At 62.4% G+C, this 11,211-nt stretch carries 11 protein-coding genes; 7 read left to right on the forward strand and 4 right to left on the reverse strand.

The window, feature by feature from the left end; genetic code table 11:
• The first annotated feature begins 152 nt into the window (after positions 1 to 152).
• The 5 genes from WB528_RS10160 to WB528_RS10180 all read left to right on the forward strand — a co-directional run bounded on the left by WB528_RS10160 (position 153) and on the right by WB528_RS10180 (position 5,145).
• Positions 153 to 1,400: an MFS transporter gene (locus WB528_RS10160; RefSeq protein ID WP_423888288.1), complete on the forward strand. Its 1,248-nt coding sequence runs from the start codon at positions 153 to 155 to the stop codon at positions 1,398 to 1,400.
• A 599-nt stretch (positions 1,401 to 1,999) separates the two neighbouring features.
• A complete protein-coding gene (locus WB528_RS10165) occupies positions 2,000 to 2,248 on the forward strand; it encodes a hypothetical protein (protein ID WP_423888289.1) in 249 nt (82 codons plus the stop codon).
• A 28-nt stretch (positions 2,249 to 2,276) separates the two neighbouring features.
• The gene (locus WB528_RS10170; protein ID WP_423888290.1) at positions 2,277 to 3,035 is read left to right on the forward strand and encodes an SDR family NAD(P)-dependent oxidoreductase; all 759 of its coding nucleotides are present in this window, start codon (positions 2,277 to 2,279) and stop codon (positions 3,033 to 3,035) included.
• Between the two features lie 14 nt (positions 3,036 to 3,049).
• Positions 3,050 to 4,306: an NAD(P)/FAD-dependent oxidoreductase gene (locus tag WB528_RS10175; protein ID WP_423888291.1), complete on the forward strand. Its 1,257-nt coding sequence runs from the start codon at positions 3,050 to 3,052 to the stop codon at positions 4,304 to 4,306.
• 170 nt (positions 4,307 to 4,476) lie between these two features.
• Positions 4,477 to 5,145: an amino acid ABC transporter permease gene (locus WB528_RS10180; protein ID WP_423888292.1), complete on the forward strand. Its 669-nt coding sequence runs from the start codon at positions 4,477 to 4,479 to the stop codon at positions 5,143 to 5,145.
• A 245-nt stretch (positions 5,146 to 5,390) separates the two neighbouring features.
• Here the strand turns inward: WB528_RS10180 and WB528_RS10185 are convergent, their stop codons facing one another.
• Positions 5,391 to 5,831, reverse strand: coding sequence for a hypothetical protein (locus WB528_RS10185; RefSeq protein ID WP_423888293.1), 441 nt, complete (start codon positions 5,829 to 5,831; stop codon positions 5,391 to 5,393).
• Entirely contained in the window at positions 5,828 to 6,706 is an 879-nt protein-coding gene (locus tag WB528_RS10190) for a transporter substrate-binding domain-containing protein (protein ID WP_423888294.1), read from the reverse strand. The genes WB528_RS10185 and WB528_RS10190 overlap by 4 nt, the downstream gene beginning before the upstream one ends.
• 138 nt (positions 6,707 to 6,844) lie before the next feature.
• Between WB528_RS10190 and WB528_RS10195 the strand changes: the two genes are divergently transcribed.
• Positions 6,845 to 7,255 carry a RidA family protein gene (locus WB528_RS10195; RefSeq protein WP_423888295.1) on the forward strand — a complete coding sequence of 137 codons (411 nt, stop codon included), beginning with the start codon at positions 6,845 to 6,847 and terminating at the stop codon, positions 7,253 to 7,255.
• Between the two features lie 157 nt (positions 7,256 to 7,412).
• On the opposite strand, the gene WB528_RS10200 is transcribed toward WB528_RS10195, so the two are convergent.
• Together WB528_RS10200 and WB528_RS10205 are read right to left on the reverse strand one after the other, a co-directional pair.
• The gene (locus tag WB528_RS10200) at positions 7,413 to 8,336 is read right to left on the reverse strand and encodes an ABC transporter substrate-binding protein (RefSeq protein ID WP_423888296.1); all 924 of its coding nucleotides are present in this window, start codon (positions 8,334 to 8,336) and stop codon (positions 7,413 to 7,415) included.
• 28 nt (positions 8,337 to 8,364) lie between these two features.
• The gene (locus WB528_RS10205) at positions 8,365 to 9,609 is read right to left on the reverse strand and encodes an MFS transporter (RefSeq protein ID WP_423888297.1); all 1,245 of its coding nucleotides are present in this window, start codon (positions 9,607 to 9,609) and stop codon (positions 8,365 to 8,367) included.
• Positions 9,610 to 9,915: 306 nt separating this feature from the next.
• On the opposite strand from WB528_RS10205, the gene WB528_RS10210 reads away from it, so the two are divergent.
• Positions 9,916 to 11,028, forward strand: a complete 1,113-nt coding sequence (locus WB528_RS10210; RefSeq protein ID WP_423888298.1) for a DUF2336 domain-containing protein — start codon at positions 9,916 to 9,918, stop codon at positions 11,026 to 11,028.
• Positions 11,029 to 11,211: the final 183 nt, after the last annotated feature.

Below are 11,211 nucleotides of genomic sequence, written 5' to 3' on the forward strand. Positions count from 1 at the left end.
ATTTGGAGGCATTGTCGTTTGGGATCGCCGATTCTGGTGTTAAAGGGTCGGGTGATAAAGAGCCTCGTGATAAAGGTTGCAACACCTTGGAGGACGACCGGCGCTTTCGCTACCTGCCGGCATCGTATTTTACCTGCGGGAATTTTCTTCTGATGGATGACACAACAAAAGGGCCGAAGCCCTCTTCGCCGAGGGCGCGATCCTTCGCGGCCATGCGCCATTCCGGCTTCCGCGCCCAATTCATCACCTTCGTGCTGGCCATGATGGCCGACAATATCGAGCACGTGATCAGCTATTGGGTCGTATTCCAGAAATTTCACTCGCCGGCCCTGGGAGGCTTTGCGGTCGTATCGCACTGGCTGCCGTTCCTGCTGTTCTCGGTCGCCTCCGGGGCGCTGGCCGAACGCTTCGATCCCCGCCGCGTCATTCAATGCGGCATGGCGCTGTTCATCGTCGCCTCGCTGAGCTGGGGCTATTTCTTCGTCACGGACAGCTTGCAGATGTGGCAGGCGATGGCGATCCTGGTGGTTCATGGCTGCGCCGGCGTGCTGTGGCAGACGCCGAACCAGATGCTGCTTTACGACATCGTCGGTCCGACAGAACTCGAGAGCGCGGTGCGGCTCAACGCGATGGCGCGTTACCTTGCCGTGCTGGCGGGCCCTGCGGTGGGCGCGGCCATCTTGCTCGCCTTCGGGCCGGCCGCGGGCATCATGCTCAACACGGTGTTCTATCTGCCGTTGGTGCTGTGGCTGATCGCGGCGCCCTACGGTCCGCGTTTTCGCAAAGGCGCAGCCGCGCCGCGCCGTGCGGTGCGCGGGCTCAACGATGTCATTTCGACCATCCGCGACATCAAGGGCCATCCGACCATCGTTTCGATGGTGCTGCTGGCCGGTGCGGCGTCCTTCTTTGTCGGCAACGCCTACAGTTCGCAAATGCCGAATTTTGCCAGTGATCTCCAGCACGGCGATCCCGGCATCGCCTACAGCATGCTGCTGGCGGCGGACGCCGCTGGCGGATTGCTCGCGGGCCTGATTCTGGAAGGAGGGGGCCTGCTGCCGCCGAAACCACGCACGGCCGTGATCCTGGCGTTGTTCTGGGGCGGCGCGCTGACGGCGTTTTCGCTCGCGAATACCTACTGGCTCGCGCTCGGTTTCCTGGTGGCGGCGGGCTTTCTTGAACTGTCCTTCAATGCAATGGCACAGAGCCTCGTTCAACTCGATGCACCGCTGGACAAACGCGGGCGCGTCATCGGACTGTTCAATATGGCAAGCCTGGGCTTGAAGACTTTCAGCGGCATCTCGGTCGGCTTGTTCGGAAGCCTGATCGGGATTCACTGGTCGCTGGCCGCCTCGGCGCTCGCCGCGATGCTGGTGGCGGCCTCGCTGATGGTCTTGCCGTAGCGAGACTTCGATACACGAAGATAATCGACAAATGCACGAACACCGTACGCGGCACCGAGGTCACGTTGACCTGAATGCCGCGCCGATGCCGGGGACTAACTCGTCAAACTAGTTCATCGCGTCACTTGGCTTAGCCGGCGGGTTTGCGTGCGACTGACTGACCGCCCGGCCGCGCCCGGCTTGCACCCCGAGTGTCCAATCCCGTCGTGGTGCCCGCGCGGAAGTGGGTCCTGGTGGACTTCATCGTGTGGTGCATCGCTTTCGGCTGCGCCGCTTCATGCGTGCTTGGGGCAGGGGTTGTTGTTTCAGACTGTGCGAATGCAACAGCCGGCGCTCCGAGCAACGAAGCCGCCAAGAGAATTGAAGTGAGAAGCTTGGTGTTCATCGCAATCTCCTGGTTCCAAAAATCCGTAACGCAGGAGCCAACCGGCTATCGGAAGTTGCGTTCCAGGCTTTTCACATTTGTAATCCAGGCATGCGTCTCTGATGGTCCTGGAACCATCGCAAGCGTGGGATCCCACGGTATTTCCTTCTCGAATTCGTGATGTACGCTTGCCAAGACGCTCCATGCGATCTGCAAGGCCGGCGCGTGAAGCGGTTTGGCTTCGCCCGGCGATTCCACATGCCAGCTGATCTTCGTGTTCTTTGCGCCGGGCCTGTTGCAACTGTCGTTCTTCACCCGCGCGCTCCGGCTGTCGATTTCGTTCGTCGCCGTGATCGGATTTTATCTGCCGTTCTTCATTGGGGAAGCCCGGCGCCACAGCCCGCCAAATCTCCGGCCTAACGCAGTCTCGTTGAAAATCGGCCGCGGCCGCGATCGTTGGCATTCAATGCGGCAGGACCTATAGTCGCCTCGGGTGAAATCCGGGGGGCGGGTTGAGCGTTACTGTAATCACGGGAGCGGGATCCGGAATTGGCGCGGCGGTGGCGCGCCGCCTGGCCAGGCCCCATGACTGCCTGATGCTGCATGGACAGGGAAGCGATGCGGCAGGGTTCGCGCGCCTGACAAGCGTGGTGGCGGCATGCGAACGCGTCGGCGCCAAAGTGGCTTTTTCAACTGGCGATCTCGCCAAGGCGGGCACGGCATCCCGGTTGATTGATGCAGCACGCGAGACCTTTGGCGATATTGACGCGATCGTGCATGCGGCCGGCTTTGCCGATCGGCGCGGCTTCCAGGAGTTGCCGCGTGAGGCGCTCGAGCGGGCGTTCGCGGTGATGGCGGGCGCGTTCCATGAAATGGCGAGCGCGGCGTTGCCGGATTTGCAGCGAAGTCCGCACGGCCGCGTCGTCGCAATCTCCAGTTTCGCCGCGCATCGCTTTACGCCGGATTCGACCTATCCGGGCTCGGGTTCGGCGAAGGCCGCGCTTGAGGTGCTGGTGAAATGTCTCGCCGTCGAACTCGCAAGTTCCGGCGCGACCGCCAACGTCGTCGTACCCGGCTTCACGCGCAAGGATGCCGGGTTGACCGGCGCGCTCGATGCGCAGGCGTGGCAGGCGGTCGCCAAGGCCAACCCAATGGCGCGATTGGCTGCGCCCGACGAGGTCGCCGCTGTGGTTGAATTTTTGTTATCGGCTGAAGCCGCGCATGTGACGGGAGCGTTGCTGCCGGTCGATGGCGGGCTGACGTTGATCTAACGGGATTGAAGCGGATGTCGGATGGTTTGACGGGCCAACAAGTGGATGTCGCCGTGCTCGGCGCAGGGATCGTCGGCGTGTCGGCGGGCATCGCCGCGCGGCAACGCGGACTCTCGGTTGTTATCATCGATCGCCGCGAGCCCGGCAGCGAAACGTCCTATGGCAATGCCGGCATTCTCTCCTCAGGCTCGATCCTGCCGCTCAACAAGCCGTCGCTGTGGGGCGCGCTGCCGGGTTATCTTGGTAACACCAGCGCCGCCTTGCGCTGGGACCCGCTCTGGGTGATGCGCAACCTCGACTGGGTCGCGCGATTTCTCGGCAACGCGGTTGCCTCGCGCACCAGGCCACGCGCGGTCGCGCTGCACGGGTTGATCGACGCATCGTTGAAGCTGCACCGCGATTGGATCGTCAAGGCCAACGCCGGCAATCGCATCCGCGAGACCGGATGGCTCAAGGCCTGGCGCAGCGACTCGCTTGAGGCAGCCAGGCAAGAGCAGGCGTTTCTCGCCGAATTCGGCATCGAGAGCCAACTGCTCGACCGGCAGGCGATCTCCGCGCTCGAGCCGAACATCCTGCCGGTCTACAAGGTCGGCCTTCTTCATACCCAGACGGCTTCCGTGGATTCGCCGGGCGCGGTGGTCAAGGCTTATGCGCAAATGGTGAAAAGTCTCGGCGGCGAGGTCCGCCAATCCGACATCAAGGCGATCGCACCCGAAGACCGCGGCTGGCGCGTCGTGCTCGGCGACGGCGCGATCTCGGCGCGGCACGTCGTAGTGGCGTTGGGTCCGTGGTCCGCCGATCTGTTGCGGCCGCTCGGCTATCGGGTGCCGCTCGCGTCCGAACGCGGTTATCATCAGGAGTTCGCGCCGAACCCGGCGCGTACCTTGCGGCGTCCGATCCATGATGCCGAGGGCAGTTTCCTGATGACGCCGATGGAAAACGGCATTCGCGTCACGTCCGGCGTCGAATTGACCGATCGCGATGCGCCGTCGTCGTTCGCGCAGCTCGACATGGTGGTGCCGATGGCGCGCGGCGTGGTCGAATTTGGATCGGCCGTGGGCGAGCCCTGGCGCGGGGCGCGGCCGACCTTGCCTGACAGCCTGCCGATGATCGGGCCGGCGCCGCGGCATCCGGGCCTGTGGTGCGCGTTCGGCAATCAGCATATCGGATTCACCACGGGACCGGCGACGGGCGCTGCGGTTGCCGCGATGATATCGGGCGACAAGCCATCCTTCGACGCGAGCGCGTTTGCGCCGGGGCGTTACATCTGATGGGCAATCTCAGCAATAGGTTGATCCCTCCCCCCGCGAGCGATGCGAGCCGGGGGGAAGGAAAGCCGAGGCGAAGCGGAGGCCAGGGTGCGGGCTCTTGCTTACATCCCCACCCCGGCTTGCTTTCGCTCGCCGATCCTCCCCACGCTTTCGCGGGGGAGGGATAAGAGATGAATTACGTCTGGGATTTCGGGATTCTCGCCAAATACAGCCATCTGTTCTGGCTGGGGCTCGGCTGGACCATGGTTTATACGGTCGGCAGCGTTCTGGTCGGCAGCACGATCGGCCTTTTCGTCGGCATCCTTCGTCTGCGGCGTTATCCCGTAATCGACTGGCTCTTGATCGCCTACATCGAGCTGTTTCGCTGCACGCCATTGTTGGTGCAGATCATCTGGTTCTATTACGCGTTTCCGGTGGTGATCGGGGTCAATATCCCCGCGCACGTTGCGGCGATGACCGTGCTGTCGCTCTATGGCGGGGCGTTCTATGCCGAGATCGTCCGCGGCAGCATCGAGAGCGTTGCGCGCGGGCAGTGGGACGCCGCGCGGGCGCTGGGCCTGCGGCCTTGGCGGCTGTTGCGGCTCGTGATCCTGCCGCAGGCGCTCAAACCCATGCTCGCGCCTTACGTCAATCAGTCGGTCACGCAATTGAAGAACACGTCGCTGGTGTCGGTGATCGCTGTGCCCGATCTTGTCTACAACGCAACACTGATCAACGCCGACACCTATCGGCCGCTGGAAGTCTATACTGTCGTCGCCCTGATTTACTTCGCGATCCTGTTTCCGTCGACGCTGGTCGCGCGCCGGCTCGAACGCGGCATGACATACGATAAGGCGTGATTCCTTTTATCCTTCCCCGCGGAACGCATGGGGAGGGTGGCTCTCGCGAAGCGGCGGTCGGGTGCGGGTGTGTAACGCCACGGCAGGGCTCGCTGGAAAGACAGTTTCTGAAAACTCCCACCCCGGCTCGCTTTCGCTCGCTATAGCGAAGCTTTGCTTCCGCGTCTCCTAAGAACGGCCGCCCAAGGCGGCCTATGCCTCCCCGCAAGGGGGAGGGATAAGAAAGCGAGCGCCGTGGCCTGGCTTTATTGCACCGCTACCGTTCGCTTCTTCTTCAACCGGTTCGGCGGTGGAACCACGGGCTGAAGTTGCGCGACCACCGGATTGGGGTTGAGGCTCGTCATTGGCGGCATCAGAGCACTGCCCGGGCTGCGGGTGATTCGCACCGGAATCGTCATCGGCTGAAATTTGTTCAGGGTGAAGCTCACCGTGAAATCGTCTTCGGGGGTGGGCACGCTGACGGAGCAGGGCGTCTTGCAGCTTTGGCCCATCGAGGTGCGGGCTTCGGCTCCCGAAGGCGTCGATTGAAGATCGATCGGAATCAACGGCGGTCCCGGAAAGAAGCCCGAGCAGCCGACAAGGCCGGCGCCGCCAGCCGCTGCGATAGCGATGACGATACAACGCGCGATCGAGCGCCCGGCCAAGCAGACGATATCCGTAGCGAGATTTTCCGTGAGCGGCCTCAAACGTTCAGTTCCACCGGCACGTCCTCCGGCTTCACGCCGGAGAGCGCCAGTCCCTTGACGAACCATTCGCGCATCTGGCCGATGCCGCGATTGTAGTCGATCCATACCGAGAGGAAGTCGCGCCAGCGTTTGTCGGACTCGTGGCGCACCGCACAGCTGCTTGCAACCGTGACGGAGGGCGATTGCAGGATCTTGTAGGTGCCGAGGCTCGGGTTCTTCGCAATCGCGGTGAGGCCAAGCACCAGCGCATTCACGACGCAATCGACGCGGCCCGAGGCCATTTCCAGCATCACCTCGTCGCGCGACTTCAGCGACTTGATCGTCGCGTTCGGCGCAAAGCGGCGGGCCACCGCTTCGTTGGCGGAGCCGACATCGACCGCGATCTTCACCTCGGGCTTGTTGACGTCGGCCCAGTTCTTGGCCTCGAGGCCCTTTCTCAGCATCGCGCCGAACGGATGCGGGAAAACGAGACTGGTGAAATCGACCACCAGCGCGCGCTGTGGCGTCGGATTGAGCGCGAAGCCGAGATCGATCTTGTTGGCCTGCAAATCCAGGATCGAATTGCCGTAGGTCGATTCGATGTATTCGAGCTTGACGTCGAGCAGCTTGGCGATGTCGTTGGCCATATCGATCGAGAAGCCGGACCACGTGCCTGACGCGAGGTCCTTGTTGAAATAGGGCAGTTCGCCCGGCAGCACCGCGATCCGCATCACCTTGGTCGAGCGAATCCGATCGAGCGTGTTGTCGGAAGCCGTCTGCGCCGAGGCTGGGCTTGCGAGCGAAGAAGCCAGCGCCGCCCCGCCGCCGATCGCGAGCGCGTACCGCAAAGCTTCGCGGCGGTCCTCAGAAATCCTGCTCTCGTCCGATGGGGTCACGCGTGCCTCCTGCCATAATATTCGAGGAGCCTAGCGCGCGTGTCGCATGGCAGCAATACCGCGAGGCTGCGCTTGCGGCCGACTTTGGGATGACGAATAGTAGCAGCCAGCAGCAGAACGCATCAGGGTAGAGAGATCATGTCAGCAGAACTCAACATCTATAATCCGGCCGAACTCGGAGCTCCGATGGGACAGTACACCCATGTGACGCGGGTCAAGGCGAACGAGTTCCTGTTTATCGCCGGGATGCTGTCGGGCGATTCCGCCGGCAACGTGATCGGCGACGGCAATTTCGACGCGCAGGCGTCACAGGTGTTTCGCAACATCGAGGCGGCGCTGAAGTCGGCCGGCGCGTCCTGGGCCAACGTCGTGCAGTTCACGACCTATCTGGTCCACTCGCAGGACATCCCGAAGTTCATGGCGTTCCGCCTGCGCGAATTCCCGAAAATGTTTCCGAACGGGAAATACCCGCCGAACACGCTGCTCATCATCGACCGGCTGGTGAAGGAGCAGTTTCTGGTCGAGGTGCAGACGATCGCGGCGGTGTGATGTTTTATCCCGCCCCCGCAAGCGAAGCGAGTGGGGAGGGTGGATCATCGAGAGCGCGAGTGAACGATGAGCCGGGTGGGGGATTGCAAGAACAAAAACCCGACCCTGGCCTTCGCTTCGGTTCGGTCTTCCCTCCCCACGCTACGAGGGGGAGGGATCAGCCAAAACTCAAGTCGCAATATTTCGCCGGCTCGTTCAGTTGCATCGAGGGAAGGCCGTAGCGGCTGCGCAAGCTCAGCACGCAGTCGAGCCCGGTGCGATCGATCTCGCACGCCCGCGAGAAACCTCGCGCGGGATCGAGCAACTCACCATAGCTTGCCTCCGCAATCACGTCAGGCATTTGCGACAGGTGATGCCGCAGGATCGCGATGGCCTCGGCGCGGTTTTGGGGTTCGTAGAGCCAGGCGATCGACCGGCGATAGGCGCGGATGTAAGCCCCGATCTTGCCGCTGTTGTCCTGGGCCCACGGCCGGCGCACGGCGGCGACATTGCCCAGGTAGGGACCGATGACGTCGGTCGCCTTCACGAGTTCCTTGAAGCCGGCGTTTTGCGCGATGATGTTGTAGGGCGCAGATAGCAAGGTCGCCGCGTGCTGGCCTTCGCGCAACGCGTTCCATCGCTGCACCATGCCGCCGGCGCGGACGATCTCGTAATCGCCTTTGTCCTTGTCGAGGCCGTGGCAGCGCATGATCTCGTAGAGCACGAACGCGTAACCGGTCGTCATCGCATCGACCGAGACGGTCTTCCCGGCGAGGTCTTCGATTTTTGTAATCGATGGCGTTGCGACCAGGCTAAGGAAACCGCTATCGCTGCCCATGACGGCCACGAAGTCGCCTTGCGGCCCGATCGGCGCCTCGCCCTGGCCCTCGACATAGGCGACGATGTTGTCGACCGCGGTCATCGCGATGTCGAATTTTCCTTGCGAAAAGTCCGTCATCTGGGTGACGGAGTTCGGCGTGCCCTGCACCTCAACCAAAATGCCGGCATCAGTGAAAAAACCCTTGTCCTGACCGACATAGACGCCCCAGTTGAAGCCGCCGGGAAAGACGTTGACGCGCACGGCGGGAAGTTCCTTAAGCATTGGCGGCAACCTGTTCTTCTTGTTTGGTTTATTGTGGTTGGCGCGACATCTGGTCGGGCCGCAGCAGCAGCGAAATCACAGCGCCCGCGAGGCATAGCGCAACGAGCTGGATATTGCCGGCAACCGTCCATCCCACGAGGCCGACAATCCAGCCGATGTCGTAGCCTGCAATCGTCGCCGAGCCGTAAACGCAGGTGACGAACAGACCCGAGGCGCGGCCGGAGAGCGAAGCGGCCACCGACTTGACGTGGCATCCGGCGAGGTTGACGAAAATCGTGCCGCTGAAAGTCGCGCCGAGCACGAGTGACAACGCGGCCTGTGTCGCGAAGTCGGCCGGGCCGTTGAACAGAAGCGCCGAGACCGCGCTCGCCAGCAGAAAACTTAAAGCCAGCACGAGCCGTGGAGAGAAGCGGTCGCCGAGCCAACCCGTGAGCAGCGACACCAGAACGCCGAGCCCGTAAATGCTCATGACGCGGCCGGCGTCGGAAGGTGCGTAGTGGAGGTGCTCGCGCAGGAACGTCGGATACATGCCGAGATAGCCGTAGAGCGCGAGCCCGAACAGGACGCTGAGGATCGCGAGCACTATCGTGTTGAGGTTATTCAGCGACGCCGCGCCGCCGGCCGCAATCCCGGTGTTTTCCTGGCCCCTGGTATTGGTTTCGGAAAGATACGGCCGCACCACGGCTGCAATCAGCACCATCATGGCTAGTCCGATGACACCATAAATGATCATCGGCGCGCGCCAGGTGCCGTAATCGACGAGCAGCCTCGCGCCCAGCCATGGTCCGACCGCAGCACCTCCGGCATAGGCATAATTGAGCACGCCGACGCCCGTGGCGCGATGGCGCGAAAAATAGCTGGAGAAAACCGCCAGCAGAGCGGTGAGCTGCATCGCCTCGCCGACGCCGGTGATCGCCCGATAGAACAGCATGTCGGCAAAGCCGGTCGCGACAACCGTGATGACGGTCGCCGCCGAGTAAATCAGGATGCCGATCTGGATCACCGTCTTGCGGGAATAGCGCGACATCAGATAGCCGGTCGGAAATCCCGCCAGCGCCATGCCCAATGTAAAGATGGTCGACATCAAGCCCGCCTGTGGCAGGTTGAAGCCGTATTCGCGCCTGACATCCGTGAGCATCAGCGGGAACAGCGTGCGGTCCATCGCGTTCACGGCGTAGGAAACGATCAGCACCGCAATGGCGGCAATGGCGATGGCGTTGTCCGTTGTATTGGACGTCGCCCCGGCGCCCGGAGGCCTTGCAGTCTGATCCATTCGTCTCGCCCTTTATGTTTCTTGGCAGGTTTCCGCGGAGGTTTCGTCTCCCCGGGCCTGCGGCCGGCTACTCATAAAGGAGGTAAGCAATCGGTAAACGCGCTGTCAAATCGCCGCTGGCGCGCGGCCGTTTCGGAACATTTTTTTGCTACTGCGGGGCGCATGCCGGCCTTTCTGTGCCGTGGGTGGCGCTCAGCGTTAATGAACGGTAACGCCCGGTTTCGAAAGCCGGGGGGAAGCGAAACCGCACTATTAAAAATTGACGTTTATGGCTGTTCTCATTGCTTCTGCCTTCAGTAGGGCGCGATGATTGAGAACGGCAAAATTTTACAGGACCTGGACGATGTGATTGCGCGGGGCTCTTCCGAGAGCCGCGCCAAGGCGCTTTGGCATGCGACCGATGTTCTGGTCGGTGGCGAATTCAGCGAAGAGCAGATCCGCATCTTCGGCGACGTAATCGTCCGGCTCACCGAAGAGATCGAAGAGGCGGCGCGGGCCGAATTGTCACGGCGGCTGGCGCATTCCAACAATGCGCCGCCCAAGGTCGTGCAGATGCTCGCCTTCGACGATTCGATCGAGGTGGCCGGTCCCGTCCTGCAATTTTCGCCGCGCCTCGATGCGAAGTCACTGATCGCCAATATCAGAAGCAAGGGGCAGCCGCATCTGCTCGCCATCTCGCGGCGTCATCAGGTGCCGGTCGAGGTGACGGACGAACTCGTCACGCGCGGCAATCAGGAGGTCGTTCAAACCGTCGCCGCCAACGATGGCGCCCGTTTCTCCGATTTCGCCTTCCGCCAGATGGTCAAACGTTCGGAAACCGACGCAGTGCTCGCCGAGCGGGTCGGCTTGCGCAAGGAAATTCCGCCGCAGATGTTCGCGCAACTGATGGTAAAGGCGTCAGACGCGGTCCGCCGCAAGCTTGAGCGGGAACGTCCCGAGCTTACAGCGGCCATTGGGGCCTCGGTCGCGAACGCGGCCGGCCAGCTCTATTCCAAGTTCGCTTCGGGGCAGGAAAGTTATCTTGCGCTTAAACGGGCCGTGACCGAGGCGCACAAGGCCGGCCGGCTGAACGAGAAGAGCATCCTGACTTACGCGCTGGCGCACAAGTTCGAGGAAGTCGTGATCGGGCTGTCGCTGCTTTGCGCGCTGCCGCTCGACGTCGTCGAGCAGACGCTCACGCAGAACAATCGTGACATGATCCTGGTGCTGTCGAAGGCGCTCGAGTTCTCGTGGGAGACCGCGATGGCGCTGCTGTTCCTCGGCGCCGAGAATCACCGCATTTCGGCCAACGAACTCGAGGATCTGAAAGCCGAGTTCAAGCGGGCCGATGTCCGGATGTCCCGCGGCATTCTGCAAGTCTATCAGTCGCACTGGCGCGCGGCTGAGCCTGAGCGGGCACTGTCGCCGCAGCTTCACTAGGCTTTCCCGCCGCGCCACCCCGGCGCGCACGACGGCCTGATCGGCAAATAGTGGGGATGGCCGCCACGATCGCGAGCCGCTAGGGTTGTGCTTCCAACGAACGGCACAACATGCTGGCTTCCCAACGCGACCTCTTCGATATACCGCGCGATATCTGCTATCTGAATTCGGCCTCCTATAGCC

The organism is Bradyrhizobium sp. (assembly GCF_049586575.1).
Taxonomy (GTDB): Bacteria; Pseudomonadota; Alphaproteobacteria; order Rhizobiales; family Xanthobacteraceae; genus Bradyrhizobium.

Excerpts from the sequence above, each read along its gene's own strand:
- WB528_RS10205 (WP_423888297.1), bottom strand. The coding sequence starts at position 9,609 with ATGGATCAGACTGCAAGGCCTCCGGGCGCCGGGGCGACGTCCAATACA.
- WB528_RS10175 (WP_423888291.1), top strand. The coding sequence starts at position 3,050 with ATGTCGGATGGTTTGACGGGCCAACAAGTGGATGTCGCCGTGCTCGGC.
- WB528_RS10210 (WP_423888298.1), top strand. The coding sequence starts at position 9,916 with ATGATTGAGAACGGCAAAATTTTACAGGACCTGGACGATGTGATTGCG.
- WB528_RS10160 (WP_423888288.1), top strand. The coding sequence starts at position 153 with ATGGATGACACAACAAAAGGGCCGAAGCCCTCTTCGCCGAGGGCGCGA.
- WB528_RS10180 (WP_423888292.1), top strand. The coding sequence starts at position 4,477 with ATGAATTACGTCTGGGATTTCGGGATTCTCGCCAAATACAGCCATCTG.
- WB528_RS10200 (WP_423888296.1), bottom strand. The coding sequence starts at position 8,336 with ATGCTTAAGGAACTTCCCGCCGTGCGCGTCAACGTCTTTCCCGGCGGC.
- WB528_RS10195 (WP_423888295.1), top strand. The coding sequence starts at position 6,845 with ATGTCAGCAGAACTCAACATCTATAATCCGGCCGAACTCGGAGCTCCG.